15 protein-coding genes and 1 tRNA gene are annotated in these 18,252 nt (G+C 65.5%); 10 read left to right on the top strand and 6 right to left on the bottom strand.

The genetic code is table 11. The features are described from left to right. Window positions 1-3 precede the first annotated feature (3 nt). The gene (gene accB / locus E4M01_RS09595; protein ID WP_135063054.1) at window positions 4-513 is read right to left on the bottom strand and encodes an acetyl-CoA carboxylase biotin carboxyl carrier protein; all 510 of its coding nucleotides are present in this window, start codon (window positions 511-513) and stop codon (window positions 4-6) included. A gap of 3 nt (window positions 514-516) precedes the next feature. Next, a complete protein-coding gene (locus tag E4M01_RS09590; RefSeq protein ID WP_135063055.1) occupies window positions 517-999 on the bottom strand; it encodes a type II 3-dehydroquinate dehydratase in 483 nt (160 codons plus the stop codon). 108 nt (window positions 1,000-1,107) lie between these two features. On the opposite strand from E4M01_RS09590, the gene thiS reads away from it, so the two are divergent. Next, window positions 1,108-1,305, top strand: coding sequence for a sulfur carrier protein ThiS (gene thiS / locus E4M01_RS09585; RefSeq protein WP_135063057.1), 198 nt, complete (start codon window positions 1,108-1,110; stop codon window positions 1,303-1,305). 85 nt (window positions 1,306-1,390) lie between these two features. Next, window positions 1,391-2,173: a thiazole synthase gene (locus E4M01_RS09580; RefSeq protein WP_135063059.1), complete on the top strand. Its 783-nt coding sequence runs from the start codon at window positions 1,391-1,393 to the stop codon at window positions 2,171-2,173. Here the strand turns inward: E4M01_RS09580 and metC are convergent. Continuing rightward, window positions 2,170-3,336 carry a cystathionine beta-lyase gene (metC, locus tag E4M01_RS09575; RefSeq protein ID WP_135063061.1) on the bottom strand — a complete coding sequence of 389 codons (1,167 nt, stop codon included), beginning with the start codon at window positions 3,334-3,336 and terminating at the stop codon, window positions 2,170-2,172. The genes E4M01_RS09580 and metC overlap by 4 nt on opposite strands. Window positions 3,337-3,412: 76 nt before the next feature. Between metC and E4M01_RS09570 the strand changes: the two genes are divergently transcribed. The 5 genes from E4M01_RS09570 (at window position 3,413) to E4M01_RS09550 (ending at window position 8,744) form a co-directional block, all read left to right on the top strand. Continuing rightward, the gene (locus E4M01_RS09570; RefSeq protein WP_135063063.1) at window positions 3,413-4,516 is read left to right on the top strand and encodes an amino acid ABC transporter substrate-binding protein; all 1,104 of its coding nucleotides are present in this window, start codon (window positions 3,413-3,415) and stop codon (window positions 4,514-4,516) included. A 41-nt stretch (window positions 4,517-4,557) separates the two neighbouring features. After that, complete coding sequence (locus tag E4M01_RS09565; protein ID WP_135063065.1) at window positions 4,558-5,886, top strand: dicarboxylate/amino acid:cation symporter; 1,329 nt, start codon at window positions 4,558-4,560, stop codon at window positions 5,884-5,886. A 62-nt stretch (window positions 5,887-5,948) separates the two neighbouring features. After that, window positions 5,949-7,670 (top strand): lipopolysaccharide assembly protein LapB, encoded by a 1,722-nt coding sequence (locus tag E4M01_RS09560; RefSeq protein WP_135063067.1) that lies wholly within the window; start codon window positions 5,949-5,951, stop codon window positions 7,668-7,670. A gap of 104 nt (window positions 7,671-7,774) precedes the next feature. After that, window positions 7,775-8,416 (top strand): ATP-dependent Clp protease proteolytic subunit, encoded by a 642-nt coding sequence (locus tag E4M01_RS09555; protein WP_135063069.1) that lies wholly within the window; start codon window positions 7,775-7,777, stop codon window positions 8,414-8,416. Window positions 8,417-8,423: 7 nt separating this feature from the next. Continuing rightward, entirely contained in the window at window positions 8,424-8,744 is a 321-nt protein-coding gene (locus E4M01_RS09550) for a hypothetical protein (protein WP_135063071.1), read from the top strand. A 4-nt stretch (window positions 8,745-8,748) separates the two neighbouring features. On the opposite strand, the gene E4M01_RS09545 is transcribed toward E4M01_RS09550, so the two are convergent. Continuing rightward, on the bottom strand, window positions 8,749-9,393 hold the full coding sequence (locus tag E4M01_RS09545; protein ID WP_167765341.1) for an HAD-IB family hydrolase: 645 nt from the start codon (window positions 9,391-9,393) through the stop codon (window positions 8,749-8,751). Window positions 9,394-9,585: 192 nt separating this feature from the next. On the opposite strand from E4M01_RS09545, the gene clpX reads away from it, so the two are divergent. Then, window positions 9,586-10,854 carry an ATP-dependent Clp protease ATP-binding subunit ClpX gene (gene clpX / locus E4M01_RS09540; RefSeq protein WP_135063073.1) on the top strand — a complete coding sequence of 423 codons (1,269 nt, stop codon included), beginning with the start codon at window positions 9,586-9,588 and terminating at the stop codon, window positions 10,852-10,854. A 61-nt stretch (window positions 10,855-10,915) separates the two neighbouring features. On the opposite strand, the gene E4M01_RS09535 is transcribed toward clpX, so the two are convergent. Continuing rightward, a complete protein-coding gene (locus E4M01_RS09535) occupies window positions 10,916-11,272 on the bottom strand; it encodes a hypothetical protein (protein ID WP_135063075.1) in 357 nt (118 codons plus the stop codon). A gap of 349 nt (window positions 11,273-11,621) precedes the next feature. Between E4M01_RS09535 and lon the strand changes: the two genes are divergently transcribed. Together lon and E4M01_RS09525 are read left to right on the top strand one after the other, a co-directional pair. Next, window positions 11,622-14,021, top strand: coding sequence for an endopeptidase La (lon, locus tag E4M01_RS09530; RefSeq protein ID WP_135063077.1), 2,400 nt, complete (start codon window positions 11,622-11,624; stop codon window positions 14,019-14,021). Window positions 14,022-14,104: 83 nt separating this feature from the next. Further along, window positions 14,105-14,181 (top strand) — tRNA-Val (locus tag E4M01_RS09525). 720 nt (window positions 14,182-14,901) lie between these two features. On the opposite strand, the gene E4M01_RS09520 is transcribed toward E4M01_RS09525, so the two are convergent. Continuing rightward, window positions 14,902-18,081, bottom strand: a complete 3,180-nt coding sequence (locus E4M01_RS09520) for an autotransporter outer membrane beta-barrel domain-containing protein (protein WP_135063079.1) — start codon at window positions 18,079-18,081, stop codon at window positions 14,902-14,904. Window positions 18,082-18,252 lie beyond the last annotated feature (171 nt).

Raw genomic sequence — 18,252 nt, 5'->3', positions numbered from 1 at the left:
GCCTTACGCCTCGAGCAGGACGAGGGGTTCGCCGAACTCGACGGGCTGGGCGTCGCCGACCAGGATTTCGGCCACCACGCCGTCACGCGGCGCCTGGATCGGGTTCATGGTCTTCATGGCCTCGACGATCAGCAGGGTCTGGCCCTTTTTGACCTTGTCGCCCGGCTTCACGAAGGCCGGCGCCTCGGGCGAGGCCTGGAGGTAGGCGGTGCCGACCATGGGCGACTTCACCTCTTCGCCGGCGCGGGCGACGATGGTGGCGGGATCGCTGGGCATGGACGCCGGCGCGGGAGCAGCGGCCGGCGCGGCGGGAGCAGCGGCGGGCTGCGGCGCATAGTGGATCGGGGCGGCGGCCACCGTGACCTCGCGCTTGACCTTGATCTTCAGGTCACCGCGCTCGACTTCGATTTCGGTCAGATCGGTGTCGTTCAGAATGTCGGCCAAGCTGCGCACCAGAGCGGCGTCGATTTCGCCGACGGCGTCATTCTTGAGGGTCTTCTTGTCGTCGGCCATGGTTCAAGCCTCCTGATGGGGTTGCGAACGGGCCGACGCCGGGGCGCGTTCCCGCGCGAGCTCCAGCGCCGCCTTGACGGCCAGTTCATAGCTGAGCGGGCCGAAGCCCGAAACGACGCCGGCGGCGACCGGCGAGACGAAGGAGCGATGCCGGAAACGCTCGCGCGCGGCCGGATTGGACAGATGGCACTCGACCACCGGGATCGACAGGAGGCGCAACGCGTCCAGCAGGGCGACCGAGGTGTGGCCGTAGCCCGCCGGATTGATCACCAGCGCCCCGGCGCGGTCGCCCGCCTCCTGAACCCAGTCGATCAGCTCGCCCTCATGATTGGTCTGGCGAAACACGACCTCGGCGCCCTCGGCCGCCGCCACGCAGCGCGACTGTATGTCGGCCAGGGTGTCCGACCCGTAGATCGCGGGTTCGCGCGTCCCAAGCCGGTTGAGGTTGGGGCCGTTCAGGACGTAGAGGACAGTGGGTTCGGCCATGCGCTCTGACAAGGGTGGAGGCCCGGCGGGCCACGATGAATCGGGCGCGCCTTGTAGCGGACGAAGGGCGCGGGTTAAAGCGCGCATGAAACGGGTTGACGTAACGGCATGCAGATCGAAGTCAACGGCGAGCCTCGCGACACATCCGCGTCGACGATCAGCGATCTGATCGCCGAACTGGGCCTGGACGCACGCAAGGTCGCGGTTGAGCGCAATCTCGAGATCGTCCCGCGCTCTCTGCATGCCAAGACCGGCCTTGCGCAGGGCGACCGGATTGAGCTGGTGCAGTTCGTCGGAGGCGGCTGAGGACCTGCGGGAGGCGCCGCATTCCCGCGCACCGCACCGCATATCCGGCTGGCGCGACACCGCCTGGATCGCTAGGACCGGGCGCATGACCGATGCATATGCCGACACCTGGACCGTCGCGGGACGCACCTTCTCCTCACGCCTGATCGTGGGCACGGGGAAATACGCTGACTACGCCCAGAACGCAGCGGCGGCAGAGGCGGCGGGCGCCGACATCGTCACCGTGGCGCTGCGTCGAGTAAACCTGTCGGACCCCAGCCAGCCCATGCTGGTGGACCATCTGAAGCCCGAGCGGTTCACCTTCCTGCCCAACACCGCCGGCTGCTTCACGGGCGAGGATGCGGTGCGGACGCTGCGGCTGGCGCGCGAAGCCGGGGGCTGGAATCTGGTCAAGCTAGAGGTGCTGAGCGACAGTGCGCACCTGTATCCTGACATGATCGAGACGCTCCGGGCGCTGGACCTGCTGGTCAAGGACGGCTTCGACGTCATGGTCTACTGCACCGACGATGTCGTGATGGCCAAGCGGTTGGAGGAGGCGGGCGCCGCCGCCGTCATGCCGGCCGCCAGCCCGATCGGCTCGGGGCTGGGCATTCAGAACCGGGTCAACATCCGCCTGATCGTTGAGCAGGCCAAGGTCCCCATACTCGTCGACGCCGGGGTGGGCACGGCTTCTGACGCCGCCATCGCCATGGAGCTTGGCTGCGACGCCGTGATCGCCAACACCGCCATCGCGGGGGCTCAGGATCCGATACGCATGGGCCGGGCCATGAAACACGCCGTCATCGCGGGCCGCGAAGCCTATCTGGCTGGGCGGATGCCCAAACGCATGTACGCCAGCCCCTCGTCGCCGCTAAGCGGCCTGATCTAACGAGATGCCCAGGCCGCGAGGCCTATCTCCAGGTCCGCGATGAGATCGTTGGGATCCTCGAGTCCAATATGCAGCCGCAGCAGCGCCCCCTCCAGCTTCGGCGGGTCGGCGCGTAGAGCCAGTTGACCGGTTTCATGGGTGATCAGGCTCTCGAAGCCGCCCCACGAGTAGCCCAGGCCGAATAGGGTTAGCGCGGTCATCAGGGCGTGAGCCGACGCCGCGTCGCCTCCATTCATGACGACGCCAAGCAAGCCGGCCGAGCCGCCGTAGTCCCTTCGCCAAAGGTCATGGCCGGCCGCGTCGGGCAGGGCGGGATGCAGCACTCGCGCAACTTCGGGCCGGGCGGCAAGCCAGCGGGCGACCTCAAGGGCCGAGCGGCCCTGTTCGGCGTATCGGACGGGGAGGGTGCGCAAACCTCGCAGGGCCAGCCAGGCGTCGTCTGGTGAGACGTGCCAGCCGAGATCCTCCACGGTTTCGGTGATGGCGCGGCCGAGCTTGGGATCGCAGGTCGCGACCGACCCCATCAGCATGTCGGAATGGCCGGCGACGTATTTGGTCAGGGCCTGGACCGAGACGTCGACGCCCTGCGTCAGGGGCTTGAAGGCGAGCCCAGCGGCCCAGGTGTTGTCCATCACGCTCAACACGCCGCGAGCGCGACAGACCCCCGTCAGCGCTCGAACGTCCAGCATCTCGAAGGTGAGAGAGGCGGGGGATTCGATCAGCACCAGACGGGTGCGTTCACTGATCAGGCCCGCAACGGCGGCGCTGTCCGCCACGGCCGGGTGGAAGCGTGTGCTCACGCCTCGCGCGGCCATGTGGCGGGTCAGGAAGCGGCGGCTCGGGCCGTACAGGCCGTCGCTTGTCACCACCTCGTCGCCGGGCTTGAGCAGAGCCAGCAGGGGCACGGTCACCGCCGACAGGCCCGATGGTGTCAGATGGACCTGCTGCGCGCCCTCCAGATCGGCCAGGGCGTCGCAGAGCGCGCGAGCGGCGGAGCCGCCCTCCAGCCCGTAGACCGGACCCAGCGCGGGGTCGCGCATTCGCTCGGGCTGGTCGCTCAACATTGTAGAGGCCCGCTCGATCGGCGGGTTCACCGGGCGGCGGCCAGCTCCGCGCTTCGTAGCCGAGGCGATCAGGCGCGTGCGGTCGGAAAGCGGCTTCATCTGAACCTTCACGGGGTTGCGGCGAGGGCCCGACAAGGCTCTAAAGCGGGCGGGGGCGCAAGCGGAAGAGGGCGCCATGCGGATCAAGACGACAGGGCTGGCGGCGATCACGGCTGCGCTGGCTCTTGCGGGATGCGGCCGAGGGGACCGGTCGGTCGAGGAGGCGCCGGCGCCGGACGGCGACCCGCAGATCGCCGCGCGCCCTTACACGCCCGGGGACAGCGACACGCTGCGCGCCGTCAAGCAGCGAGGGCGCGTGAACTGCGGGGTCAATCCCGGCCTGATCGGCTTCGCCTACACCGATAATCGCGGCGAGTGGCGCGGTTTCGACGTCGACTTCTGCCGCGCGCTCGCCGCCGCTGTCCTGGGCGACCCGCGCGCGGTGCGGTTCGTGCCTCTGAACGCCGAGCAGCGGTTTGCGGCCTTGCGCGCCGGGCGAGTCGACGTGCTTTGGCGCAACACCTCCTGGACCCTGACGCGCGAGGCCGGCGATGCCCTCACCTTCGCGGGGATCAACTATTACGACGGCCAGGGCTTTCTGGTCCGGCGTTCGCTGAACCTGAACAGCGCGGCCGAGCTTACCGGCGCGCGGGTGTGCGTGCAGGCCGGCTCGACCAGTGAACTGAACGTCGGCGACTATTTCCGCAGCCGAGGGATCGAATACCGCCCGGTGGTCCTGCGCACCGAGGAAGAGGCGCGCCAGGCCTATGCTCGCGAGGACTGCGACGCCCTGACGGCCGACATTTCGGCGCTCGCGGCGGCGCGGGTGAGCCTGACCAACCAGCAGGCGCACGCCGTCCTGCCAGACGTCATCTCCAAAGAGCCGCTGGGCCCCGTGGTGCGGCGCGAGGATGAGGGGTGGGCTTCCATTGTCCGTTGGACGTTGAACGCGCTCATCCTGGCTGAGGAACTGGGCGTCACCGACGACAATGTAGCCCAACTGGCGCGCGAGAGCGGCGATCCGCGGATCCGCCGCATGCTGGGCCGCGAAGGCGAGTTCGGCGCCATGCTCGGCCTATCGAACGACTGGGCGCAGAAGGCCATCGCCGCCACGGGCAACTATGGCGAAATCTTCGACCGGAACCTGGGCACGCAATCAACGCTCGACCTGGCGCGCGGCCTCAATGCACAATGGAACGCTCGACCGGGCGGCCTGATCTACGGCCTGCCGATTCGATAGACGACACGACGCGCCCCAGGCGCCGACCTCTAGGGGGAAGAATGGAAACGCAAGCAAAGCGCGGCTTGCCGCTGCACTGGCTGATGCTGATCGGCTTCATGGTCGGTCTGGTGGGCGGGCTGATCGTCCACGTGGCCGTCGGCGCCGACGCCGGCTGGGTCGTCTGGCTGACCAGCAACATCACCGGACCGGCGGGTCAGATCTTTCTGAAGCTGCTGTTCATGCTGGTGCTGCCCCTGCTGTTTTCGGCTTTGGTGGTCGGGGTGGCCGAGATGGGCGACCTCAAGACGCTGGGCAACACCGGGATCAAGAGTCTGCTGTTCACGGTCGTCGTGTCGGCTATCGCCGTCGTTATCGGCCTGGTGATGGTCAATGTCTTCCGTCCGGGCGACGGGATCGATCCGACCATCGCGCAGCAGCTGCTGGCCCAAGGCGCCAGCGGCGCTGCGGCCATCGTCGGCAGCGCGCCTGAGTCTGTGCAGGCGGCCGACTTCTTCCTGGACTTGATCCCGTCGAACGTCTTCACCGCCATGGCGAACAACGAGATCCTGCCGGTCATGGTCTTCGCTCTGTTCTTCGGCGTCGGCCTGGTCATGGCCAAGAGCGCCGCGACGGACCGCCTGAAACAGGGGATCGAGGGGGTGTTCGAGGTGATGATGAAGCTCATCAACCTCGTCATCAAACTGGCCCCCTTCGCCATCGCCGCCCTCATGTTCAATCTGGCCGCTCTGTTCGGCTGGGACCTTCTTATCGTGCTGGCGCGCTACGTGGCCGTGGCCGTTGGCGCCATGGCGATCCACATGTTCGTGGTCTATCCGATCTTCGTCGCCACCTTGGGCGGGGCGTCACCCTGGAAGTTCTTCAAGGATATCCGTGAGGCGATCGTGGTCGCCTTCTCGACCGCCTCGTCCAATGCCAGCCTGCCGGTGTCGCTGAGGGTCGCCGAGCAGAACCTGGGCCTGCCGCGCAAGATTTCGCGCTTCGTGCTGACCGTGGGCGCGACCGCCAACCAGAACGGCACCGCCCTTTTCGAAGGCGTCACGGTGCTGTTCCTGGCCCAGGTCTTCGGCGTCGAACTGACCATGGCCCAACAGTTCATCGTCATGCTGGTCTGCATCCTGGGCGGCGTGGGGACGGCTGGCGTGCCCGCGGGCTCGCTGCCGGTGGTGGCCATGATCCTGGCCATGGTGGGCGTGCCGCCGGAAGGCATCGGCCTGATCCTGGGCGTCGACCGCTTCCTCGACATGTGCCGCACCACGCTGAACGTCACGGGCGATCTCGTGGTGGCCCAGGTCGTGTCGCGCGGTCACCAGGACGAACCGGAAATCCCCGACGGCGAGCCGGAGCCTGTCGCGCCCCAGGTCGCCTGACCCTATCTTGCGACCCGGCGTCATCCAGCCCAGGATGACGCCGGAGCGCGGGGAGGCGGGACATGCGACTGATGCTGCTGGCGGGCGCGGCGATCGCCGCTCTGACGATCGGCCCCCAGGCCGTGGCCGACGCCACCGCCGACCGCGCCGCGCGCGATTTGATCGAGCGTCCCCAGGTCTGCGGCCGGGTCGGCTCGGCCGTCGACGCCGCGCCCAGCGCCGACATGGTCATGGTCGACGGCTTCGGCACTGGCGGCTTCAAGATCGACACCGCCAATCCCGAAGCCCAGGCCTGGTTCGACCACGGCGTGAAGCTGCGCTGGGCGTTCGAGCACTCCGAATCCGTGCGAGCCTTCCGCAAGGCGAGAGCGCTGGATCCGACTTGCGGCCTGTGCGCCTGGGGCGAGGCCTGGGCTCTGGGGCCGAACCTGAACGGCGGCGGCAATGACAAGGCGTCACTGGACGCCGCCCTGGTCGCCGCGCGGGACGCACGCCGTCTGGCTCGCGGCGCCACGCCGATGCAGAAGCGCATGATCGACGCCCTGATCCAGCGCTATTCCGGCCGCGAGGAGACCCGCTCCGAGCGTTTCGCCCGCGCCATGGACCGGATCGCGCGCGCTTACCCTGATGACGTCTCGGTCGCGGCTGTGACCGCTGACGCCTGGATGCTGAACGCCGACGAATGGTGGGACGAGGACGGCAAGGCCGCCGATCCAGGCATCACCCGCGCCATGCAGGTGCTGGAGCACGCTCTCTCGGTCAACGCTGACGATCCGGGCGCTATCCACCTGTACATCCACCTGACCGAATGGTCCGACGATCCGCACAAGGCGATCCCGTACGGCGAAAAGCTGGCGCGGCTGGCGCCGGGGGCCAGCCACCTGGTGCACATGCCGTCGCATACCTTCTTCCGGGTCGGGCGCTATCGCGAGGCGATGATGTCCAACGTCCAGGCCGTAGCGCTGGACAAGCGGTACGACCGGCTGGCGACGCCGCCGGGCGGGGTGAAGGGCATGCCGCTGCACGGCCACAACATCCACTTCGGCATGGGCGGCGCCCTGATGGCCGGCGGCGCCGAGGAGGGACTGAAGCTGGCCGACGGCTTCCTGTCGACCTATTCCGAACTGGTGCAGCCGCCGTCCCAGGACGAGGGCGACCGGCTGCTATGGCGTCAGATGATGGCCAACAACGCCTATGCGCTCTACGGCCGCTACGCCGATCAGGCCCAGGTGGCGGCGCTGGCCGAGCCGGACGCCGAGCGGCCCATGATGGTGATCAGCTGGCGCTATGCGCGTGGTGAGGCCGCGGCGCGGAGAGGCGACTCCGCTGCGGTGCGCGCTGAAGCTCAGGCCATCCGCGACATCCGCGACGCGACCGACCTCACCGGTCCGCAGGCCGAGATGCGCGCCGCCTTCTTCGAGCTGTCGCAGCGCGTGCTGGAAGGCCGCGCGGCCATGATCGAGGGCAATGCGCCCGCCGCCATCGCCGCCTTCACTCGCGCGGCCGAGATTCAGGCCATGGGCGGCTCAGAGGGCGGCGATCCGCCGATCGTCTGGTATCCGACGCGCCGCAGTCTGGCCGCCGCCATGCTGGCGAACGGCGATGCGGCGGGCGCCAGGGCGAAGATCCTGGAACTCCTGACCGACTGGCCCAGCGATCCCTACAGCTATTTCGTACTGGCCGAAGCCGAGACGGCGCTGGGCGATCTGGCGGCCGCCGAGACGGCGCGCAGGCTGGCGGGGGTGGAATGGATCGGCGGCGACATGTCGCTGAGGCTGGCCTAGACATCGACCTGGCGGCTTGCGTCCGACCGGGCGCGACCTGATATGCTGATCGAAGGCGCGCGGCCGACCGAGTCGCGCGCCACGGCATCCCGAGAAGGCTGAGAATGCGCGATCCGATCGAACTGATGAACATGAACCTGGTCCCCATGGTGGTGGAGCAGTCCAGCCGGGGCGAGCGGGCCTTCGACATCTTCTCGCGTCTGCTGCGCGAGCGGATCATCTTTCTGACGGGCCCCTTCGAAGACGGCATGGCGTCGCTGATCTGCGCTCAGCTGCTGTTCCTGGAATCGGAGAACCCGAAGAAGGAGATCAGCATGTATATCAACAGCCCTGGCGGGCAGGTGACCTCGGCGCTCGCGATCTACGACACCATGCAGTACATCAAGAGCCCGGTCTCGACCGTGGTCATGGGCATGGCGGCTTCGGCCGGCTCGCTGATCCTTGCGGCCGGCGAGGCCGGTCAGCGCGTCGCACTGCCGAACGCGCGGATCATGGTGCATCAGCCGTCGGGCGGCTTCCGTGGTCAGGCCTCCGACATCGAGCGCCATGCTGAGGACATCCGCTACACCAAGAAGCGGCTGAACGAGATCTATGTCCACCACACCGGCCGGACCTATGAGGAGGTCGAGAACACGCTCGACCGCGACCACTTCATGAGTGCGGACGAGGCCAAGGCCTGGGGCATCGTCGACCACGTCTACGACAAGCGCGAACAGGCCGACGCCGATGGGGTCAAGACGCCCTGATCGCTCGATGAATCTGACACGCGACACTGAAGGCACAGTCGAGGTGGATGGAGAGACCTATTGCTGGTCTCTTCGCCGCCAGCCGCGTCCGACCCATGGCAATCAGTGGGAAGGGCTGGCTGTGACCTTGCGGCATCAGGACTTCAAACGCGAGGCCATCGTGCAGTTTCCGCCGCCCTTGCGTCCCAACGGCAGGCCGGACGTGGAGAAGCAGCGTGTAGACTTGGACGCCGTTCGCAACGCGGTCACCGCCTCGATCGATGCGGGCTGGGATCCGGCGTCGCGCGGCAAGGCCGTGACGTTTGACGTGGATGCACAGGGCCGCTGACGATTCAGGGCCGCTGGTTGAAGATCCTGAAACCCGGCTGGTCGGCGATCGCCAGCATTTCAGTGTCGCCTGAGGTGTCGCCGTAGGCGGCGGCCAAGCGGACATCATCCCCATAGGCAGCTCGAAGACGGATCACCTTCTCCTCCCCGCGGCAGTTCGGGCAGGCGAAGGCTCCCGTAACGCAATCGTCCGCATCGAAGGTCAACTGGGTGCCCAGAAGGGCGTCCGCGCCCAGGCGGCGGGCGAACGGCTCGACCGTGGTTTCAGGCGAAGCGGTGACAATGACACGCCAAGCCCCGCGGCGGCCCCACTCGTCCCAGGCCGTGAGCGCATCGGGGCGCATGAAGCCGGCCCAGCGGTTTTCGGCGAACTGTTCGGCCTCGGCTCGCAGAGAGTCACGACGGACTCCCATCAAGAACTGGCGCACTGAAGCCGCCTTGATCCGTCCCCGATCACGGTCGCGCACATAGGCTGCGAGCGCCGGCCCCATCCTCACCAGTCCCAAGGTCCAGCCGCTCAACCCGGAACGCCACCGTAGAAAATCAGTGAAGCTGTCGCGGATCGTCAGGGTGCCGTCGAAATCGAAGGCGACGATCGGCTGTCCTTCTCGGGGCTGGCGAACGACCTCTGCGATTCCCATGTCAGACATTCGCCGTGATCCCAATCCATCGTGCTTCGTTGCACGGGGCGGCTGGTCGACGCATCTCTTCGGGGTTGTGGCGGCGGCTGCGATGGGTGATTGTCAATTTCTGAAGACCTTCGCGTTCAGAGTCGGCGACTCGATGCGGAGTAAGCGCCTGGGAGCCCATGTCGGGTCCAAAGGCGGGAGTGAGAAGGGTCTATGACCAAAGCAGCCGGCACAGACGCCAAGAGCACCCTCTACTGCAGCTTCTGCGGAAAGAGCCAGCACGAGGTGCGCAAGCTCATCGCCGGGCCGACGGTGTTCATCTGTGATGAATGCGTCGAGCTGTGCATGGACATCATCCGCGAAGAGCACAAGATCGCCTTCAAGACCTCCAAGGACGGCGTGCCTACGCCCAAGGAGATCCGCGACGTTCTGGACGACTATGTGATCGGCCAGAACCACGCCAAAAAGGTGCTCTCGGTCGCGGTGCACAACCACTACAAGCGCCTGAACCACGCGACGAAGAACAACGACGTCGAACTGGCCAAGTCCAACATCATGCTGATCGGGCCGACCGGCTCGGGCAAGACGCTGCTGGCCCAGACGCTGGCGCGCATCATCGACGTGCCGTTCACCATGGCCGACGCCACGACCCTGACCGAAGCCGGTTACGTGGGCGAGGATGTCGAGAACATCATCCTCAAGCTGCTGCAGTCGTCAGACTACAACGTCGAGCGGGCCCAGCGCGGCATCGTCTACATCGACGAGATCGACAAGATTTCACGCAAGTCTGACAATCCGTCGATCACCCGAGACGTGTCGGGCGAGGGCGTGCAGCAGGCCCTGCTCAAGATCATGGAAGGCACCGTCGCCTCCGTGCCGCCGCAGGGCGGCCGCAAGCATCCGCAGCAGGAATTCCTGCAGGTCGACACCGCCAATATCCTGTTCATCGTCGGCGGCGCCTTCGCCGGCCTGGAGAAGGTGATTTCCGCGCGCGGGGCAGGGGCCTCGATCGGCTTCGGCGCCAAGGTCAAGGAAGTCGATGAGCGTCGCACGGGCGATATCCTGAAGGGTGTCGAGCCGGACGATCTGATGCGCTTTGGTCTGATCCCGGAGTTCATCGGCCGTCTGCCGGTCTTGGCGACGCTGGAGGATCTGGACGAGGCGGCGCTGGTCACCATCCTGACCGAGCCCAAGAACGCCCTTGTCAAGCAGTACAAGCGTCTGTTCGAGATGGAGAATGTCGAACTGACCTTCACCGACGACGCCCTGTCGGCGGTGGCCAAGAAAGCCATCACCCGCAAGACCGGCGCGCGTGGTCTGCGTTCGATCCTTGAAGGCATTCTGCTGGAGACGATGTTCGAACTGCCCACCTTCGAGGGCGTCGAGGAGGTCGTCGTCAACGCCGAGGTCATCGACGGCAAGGCGCAGCCGCTGATCATCTACTCAGAGGCGTCCAAGAAGAAGGCTGACGGCGCGGCCTGATCGCGTTCGGAAGTCGCAAACGGACAAGGGGCGGATCAATGATCCGCCCCTTTTCGTGTCCTCAGCCCGGGGTGCGCGGGTGCAGGTTGGTTTCCTCAGCCCGCGTCTTTGCGTTATCGCGGGTCTCCTGCGTCACCGGACCGCCCGGACCCGAAGCCAGCCCCTGAGTCGCGCGGGCGCCTGAGGCGTCCATCGTCTCGGTTGAGGCGGCGTCACGGCCGGCGTCGGTCGCCGAGGCGGCTGAACCGCTGGCGGTGCTGGAGCCCGCGCCTGACCCGGCTGTCGAACCCGAGCCGGTCGTCGTGCCGCCGGTCGGCACGGCGTCGTCGACGGCAGGGGACGGGGCGGGAGCTTCCTCACGCTGGCAGGCGGCGAGGCCGAGCAGGCCTACGGCCGAGGCGACGATAAACAGGCGCATGGTGGTTCCTCCCTCTCAATGCGTGTTCGCTGAACGGCGAAGCTCGAGGGAAGTTGCCGAGCGCGGCGGCGGCGCCACAGCGACTGGCGGGGAAATTTCTCAGTCAAAGGCCAGCCAAGCTGCGGCTGTTTGCGTGGTCTGAACCTTCCTCGGGTTGATCATGCGTGCGAGTTGTTCACGACAAGGTTTTCGCCCAGTGGGCGGTCACGCTTGAACCGGGCGTCCGCGAGGCCACATACTTCCCTGAAAGCCGCCGGAAAGGCGGGCCGAGTCGCAGCGAGAAGGTTTCACGCCGGATCACTGCTTCGCGGCGGGCCGGAGATCAGCAAGGGCCCCGGAAAGTAGGCATATGTCCGAGAGCAAAATCCTCCCCGTTCTGCCGCTGCGAGACATCGTGGTGTTCCCCCACATGGTGGTCCCGCTGTTCGTGGGCCGCGAAAAGTCGGTGCGCGCGCTGGACGAAATCATGAAGGGTGAGAAGCAGATCCTGCTAGCCACCCAGAAGAACTCGGTCGACGACGATCCTTCGCCCGAGGCCATCTATCCCGTCGGCGTCCTGGCCACAGTGCTGCAGCTGCTGAAACTGCCGGACGGCACGGTCAAGGTGCTGGTCGAGGGCAAGGGCCGCGCGCGCCTGACCCGCTTCACCGACCGCGAAGACTATTATGAGGCCGAGGCGGTCGACATCGCTGACGAGCCCGGCGAGCCCTCGCAGTCCGAGGCCCTGTTGCGCGCCGTCATCGAACAGTTTGAAAACTATGTGAAGCTGAACAAGAAGGTGCCGCCCGAGGCCCTCAGCTCTATTCCCCAGGTCAGCGACCCGTCCAAGCTGGCCGACAGCGTCGCCGCGCATCTGTCGGTCAAGATCGCCGACAAACAGGGCCTGCTGGAGACCTTCGACGTGCCCCAGCGGCTGGAGAAAGTCTATGGCCTGATGGAGGGCGAGATCAGCGTCCTTCAGGTCGAGAAGAAGATCCGCAGCCGCGTGAAGCGGCAGATGGAGAAGACCCAGCGCGAATACTATCTCAACGAGCAGATGAAGGCGATCCAGCGCGAACTGGGCGAGACCGACGATCAGCGCGACGAGATCATGGAGTTGGAGAAGCGCATCCGTAAGACGCGCCTGTCCAAGGAGGCGCGCGCGAAGGCGGAGGCCGAGGTCAAGAAGCTACGCAACATGAGCCCGATGTCGGCTGAGTCGACCGTGGTGCGGAACTATCTCGACTGGCTGCTTTCGGTGCCGTGGGGCAAGGCCAAGCAGAAGCCCATCGACTTGGCCAAGGCCGAGGACATCCTCGAGGAGGATCACTACGGCCTGGAGAAGGTCAAGGAACGGATCGTCGAGTATCTGGCTGTCCAGGCGCGCACCGGGAGCCTGAAGGGTCCGATCCTGTGCCTCGTCGGCCCTCCGGGCGTCGGCAAGACCTCGCTGGCAAAGTCGATCGCCAAGGCCACGGGACGCGAATACGTGCGCATGTCGCTGGGAGGAGTCCGCGACGAGTCTGAGATCCGTGGACACCGCCGCACCTACATCGGCTCCATGCCCGGAAAGATCATCCAGTCGATGAAGAAGGCCAAGACGACCAACGCCTTCGTGCTGCTGGACGAGATCGACAAGCTGGGCGCCGACTGGCGCGGCGATCCGTCTTCGGCCCTGCTCGAGGTGCTGGACCCGGCGCAGAACTCGACCTTCGGCGACCACTATCTGGAGGTGGATTACGACCTGTCGCAGGTGATGTTCGTGACGACCGCGAACAGCCTGAACATGCCCCAGCCTCTGATGGACCGCATGGAGATCATCCGGGTCTCTGGCTACACCGAAGACGAGAAGGTCGAGATCGCCAAGCGTCACGTGTTGCCGAAGCAGTTGGAAGACCACGGTCTGAAGGCCGGCGAGCTGATCGTGCCCGAAGACCAGATCCGCGAGTTGATCCGCTACTACACCCGCGAGGCCGGTGTGCGGTCTCTGGAACGCGCCCTGGGCGGCGTGGCCCGCAAGGCCGTGCGGGAGATGGCCAAGACCGGGGCGACGACCATAACCGTCGACAGCGAAAAGCTGGCCGAATACGCGGGCGTGCGGAAGTTCCGCTATGGCGAGACCGACGAGAACGATCAGGTCGGCATCGTCACCGGTCTGGCCTGGACGGAGTTCGGCGGCGACATCCTGACCATCGAGGCGATCAAGATGCCGGGCCGCGGCCGCATGACGGTCACCGGCAACCTCAAGGAGGTCATGAAGGAGTCGATCTCGGCGGCCGCCAGCTATGTGCGGGCGCGGTCTCTGGCCTTCGGCGTCAAGCCGCCGGTCTTCGAGAAGACCGACATTCACGTCCACGTGCCGGACGGCGCCACGCCCAAGGACGGTCCGTCGGCCGGCGTGGCCATGACGGTGGCCATGGTCTCGGTTTTGACGGGCGTGCCGATCCGCAAGGACATCGCCATGACCGGCGAGATCACCCTGCGTGGCCGCGTGACCGCCATCGGCGGCTTGAAGGAGAAGCTGCTCGCCGCCTTGCGTTCCGGGGTCAAGACCGTGCTGATCCCGCAGGAGAACGAGAAAGACCTGGCCGACGTGCCTGACAATGTGAAGGACGCTCTGGAGATCGTCGCGATCTCCACCGCCGACGAGGCGCTGAAGTGGGCGCTGACGGGCACCCTCACGCCGGTGGAATGGGACGAGGCGGCAGAGCCGCTTCCGCCGCCCGCTGCCGGGCCATCGGACAATACGACGGTCAGCGTCAGCCACTGAGCGAAAAGAAGGGCGGTCGGACCTCGGTCCGGCCGCCCTTTGTCTTGCGCAATGTCATGCCGACAGGCAGAAACCGTCAAATCGGGCGGCTAGCTCAGCTGGTCAGAGCACCTCGTTTACACCGAGGGGGTCGGGGGTTCGAACCCCTCGCCGCCCACCAACATTCTGAAGTCACAGGTGTTCCGGCCGTTCCGCCTCCGAACGTCTTGATGTGATGATTATCTGATTCAGGCATGGCCTCTGCTCGACGAAGGAGGCACGCCGACGTCAGCAGTCCGGGCACTCCGGCGGGGCCAAAGCGCTACAAGACTGAAGGCAGGTTGGAAGGGTGGGGTGGCCACTCAGCAGCGCATGACAGTCAGCTTCGCACAGGCACTTCTGGAAACAGTCGTCTCCGATGCAAGCGGCTTTCGACGGGGTGGCGGTCGCTGTGGCTAAAAAGGCGGAGCCGCTGATGGCAGCGGCGACGACAAACATCCGGTAGATGGGCTTCACGGTTCCCTCCTGTCACCTCGCATTGAAGCACTGACCAGCGCATCACAAATGCAGCCCAAGATCAAGGCGCGCGCACGCATGACGAGCAGGGCTGCCGCGCAACAACGGGTTTGGATGGGTTCGCCCCTGCGATTACCCTATGGCCGCAACAGTTCAATGCGCGCCCGCCATTCGGCACAAGGTGCAGCGGCGAGTAAGCCGACTTCTCACCAGGATTTCCGCGCCTTCCTCAGGCGGTGGATTTGGTGGGGATCTCGATCATTGCCGACATAGCCAAAAGGCGACGCCTGCCAGTTCCAGAAGCAGAGTCGTCGGCTCTCGTCAGACGGAAGCAGGGATTCAGGCGAGCCGCAAGAACTGCGGCCGCCGCCTGACCCCCCTTTGTCTAGAACCGGAAGCTTGCGCGAAGCAGCAGGCTGTAGCGCACATAGTCTTCAAGCAGTTCGGCGTCACCGGTAATGGACAGCATGCCCAGTTCATTGCCGACATTCAGGCGGAAACCGATGATCGGTCCGCCGCCTTTGATCGAGCCCGGCGTCAGGCGGAAGTCTGGCCCCCCAGACGCGAAGCGCGCGATGGTGTCGCCGGCTTCCACCGAGATGTTCTGGCGCCAGCCGAGACGCAGTTCAGGTCGGATGTTGCCGTCCCGGCCAAAGCCGTAACCGACGTTCATCGCCGCCACTGCAGAGAACAGGTGGCCATTGCGCTTGTCGAAGTCGAGATCGAAGCCGTCGCCGCCGCCGCTTTCGGTGTGGGCGTCCTCACTGAGCGAGAAGTATTCGAGATAGACCTCAGGACGCACATTCACGCGACCGAAGTGGCGCTCGTAGGAAGCCCCGCCGGCCGCGGCCAAGGTGAAGCCGTGCCAATCGGATTCGGTGCGCAGGTTCAGGCCCTCGCCGATCAGTTGCCGGGTCGAGTCGAAGGTGGCGTAGCCTGCCGCCGCTCGGGCCCACGTGCTCCAGTACTGCCCCTGCGCACGCCAGTAGGCGCCCAGTTCGAACAGACTGGCCGAGAGAACTTCCTCGGCCTCGGCCTCGGGATCCTTGAGGTCGGACGAGGTGAACGCCGTTGAGATGCCGAACGCACCAAGGCCGGTGCCCCGCTCGACCCCGCCGGCGAAGCCGAAGCCTTCCGAACGGAAGCCGTAGCTGTCGGTCTTGTCCTTGTCGGCGTAGAAGTTGATCTCCTGCACCCAGGCGCTGGTCTGACCCGGCGCAGCGGTCGCATTGCGACCGGTAAGCGCGCGCGTAACGGCGTCGACGCCGGATGCCAGCGACAACAGCGGCCCGCCGGAATGGTCCGGCAGCATCTGTTCGTAGAGGTCGATGAAGCCTTCGCGGTCCAGCTGATTGATGAACGCCCCGCGAAGAGGGTCATTCTGTTTCAGGGCTTCATAGACTGCGTCGAACGCCTGTCCTTCCACACGAATCAAACTCGCTTCGTCCGCAGTTCTGCGTCGAACATCGACGAACAATTCGCCCGCAGGGATATTGGCGTCGGCTTCAACTACAAACAGATAAGGAGAGTTCGCCTGGATTTCGTCGCGATCAAGGCCCGAAACGGAGAGGGAATTCGCCCGAACAATGCTGAAACGCGTGGGATCGTCGATCAGGGAGTTGAAGCGCACTCCAACGGACGAGCCTTCAGCCAAAACGGCCTGTCCAGTGACATCGAACCCGGCGTTTGTGTTGCCCGAGGCAGGGTCGAGCGTGACGATAAGGGCGCCTTTGTCGCCTAGCGAGAGCGACGATATATTCTGTGCGGACGTGTTCCGTGAGTCGAGCCTGCCGTCGGCTATGTTTATGTCGAGTTGGCCGTCCCCGCTGTCTATCTCTCCTCTGACTACCGCTCCGCCGGAGATCAACAACTGGTCGGCGCCCGCGCCGAAGAAGATATCTCCAGCCACTGTGCCGTTTCTGATATCGACGACGTCTGCTCCAGAGCCCAGCAGGATGGATCCCACGATGGATGGTTCACGCGCATCAGGAACGCCGTCGCCATCCGCGTCGGCGTCGGTGTTGCCATCTTCGGCGATGATGCCGTCCTGGACGATGGTTACGCCAGTGATGTTAGCGCTCACGTCGATTGCGTTAGTAGATCCTGTCACGGGGCCGTCAGACGTCAGCAGGGAGGCCTGAATCGAGCGATAGTTCGTTATGCTCGTCAGGGTTCCGCTCAGGTCCAGGACGCCGAACACGTTCGCCGCGTTACCGCTTCCGGTGGCTTGCAGAAAACCCCGGTTCTCCAAGGTTGTGACGCTCGCACCGGCTTCTAGGAGGATGTTCGCAACTGTGTCCGCCCCATCAGTGGTGCCTACGGCATTCATCACGCCCGTATTCACAAGCTGCGGCGTCGCAACGCCGGAGCCGACTCTGTAAGTCACCGAATCGGCTTCGAACGACACAGTGTTGACCGTGCCCTCGTTTCGGATGCCGCCCTGAACCGTGACCGCGCCGCCGCCATCTGCGCCGAAACGAACACCGGTGGCGGAGACTTCATCATAAACGCCGAACGCGTTGATTTCGCCGCGATTTATGAAACCGAACGCGTTGTCCTCATCACCCGCGACGCCCAGGGTTATCGCTCGATCAGTCGCGCCGATCAGAACCGCTGGCGCTGATCCGCTCGTGGTTATGAGCGCTGTGGTTTCCGACGCGTCCGGGATGCCGTCGCCGTCCTGATCCGTGTTCTGGGATTCCGGATCGCGTTGCGGCGGAGCATCGATGATAACGCCACGTCCCACGTTTCCGGCGACGACAACGGCCGGCCCCCCTTGAAGGAGGTCGTCGGGATCTAGTTTCGAAATGAATTCAGGTGTCGCACGGGTCGGATAGCGATACCCTGTGGTGGTGATGTTGGCCTGGATTGCCACCCGATCGGTGACATCCCCCCCGATGAGAACCCCTACAGCGTTTTCACCCGTTGCGTTCAGCCTTCCGCCGATGTTCACGGGACCGTCGACCGTAGCCGTCGTTCGAACCGCCACTGTGTCGTCACCGACGACTTGGATGGTGCCGCCAACGATCTGGAGACGGCCGTTCAAAGCGCTTTCGACGGAAATGCCATAAGACGAGTTGCCCTCCACGCCGATGGCCCCGCCGCCTTCCACCAAGATGTCGCCGGTGACCGCGCCTGGCCCGCTCACTCGGACCCCGTATCGACCACTGCCGGTGGCCCAAGGGCCGTCAAGGTCGCCATCGCCGTCTGTGTCCGGATAGACCGTGATGTCGTCCGTCACCTGTATCACACCGCTGATCCGAAGGCCGGTCGTGACGCCGCCTTGGATATGAATGGCGGCGACATCGCTCTGAGCGTTCTCCATCGTGATGGAGGACCCGGTGTCCATTCCGACTGTGTGATTCGAATCGACCGTGATTGCGGCGCCCGATGTCACAGATATCGAACCGCCATTCGCCAGACGAATGTTGTCCGGCCCGCTTCCGGTCGCGTTAGACGTGATTATTGGGGTGGTGCGAGCGCTGGATATCACGACCTCGGCCTGCGCGCCCGCGGCGATCATCAGAGGGGCGATCGCAACGGCGGTCGCAAGAAGAATACGCATTCGGAAGAAAACCCCTGTGGCCACGCGCGCAAGGTGCGACGCCGCCCTTAACAGGGTTCGCGCCAGCATGTCTCAAGTTTCTCGAATTTGAGGCGAATGCAAGGCCGACGACGTTCCGCGGACGGCTTTGTGAAGGCTCTTGAGCTTGGCCTTTCACGAGAGTAGGGGCGG

This window comes from Brevundimonas sp. MF30-B (assembly GCF_004683885.1).
Taxonomy (GTDB): Bacteria; Pseudomonadota; Alphaproteobacteria; order Caulobacterales; family Caulobacteraceae; genus Brevundimonas.
This window is presented reverse-complemented; position numbering and strand designations above follow the sequence as displayed.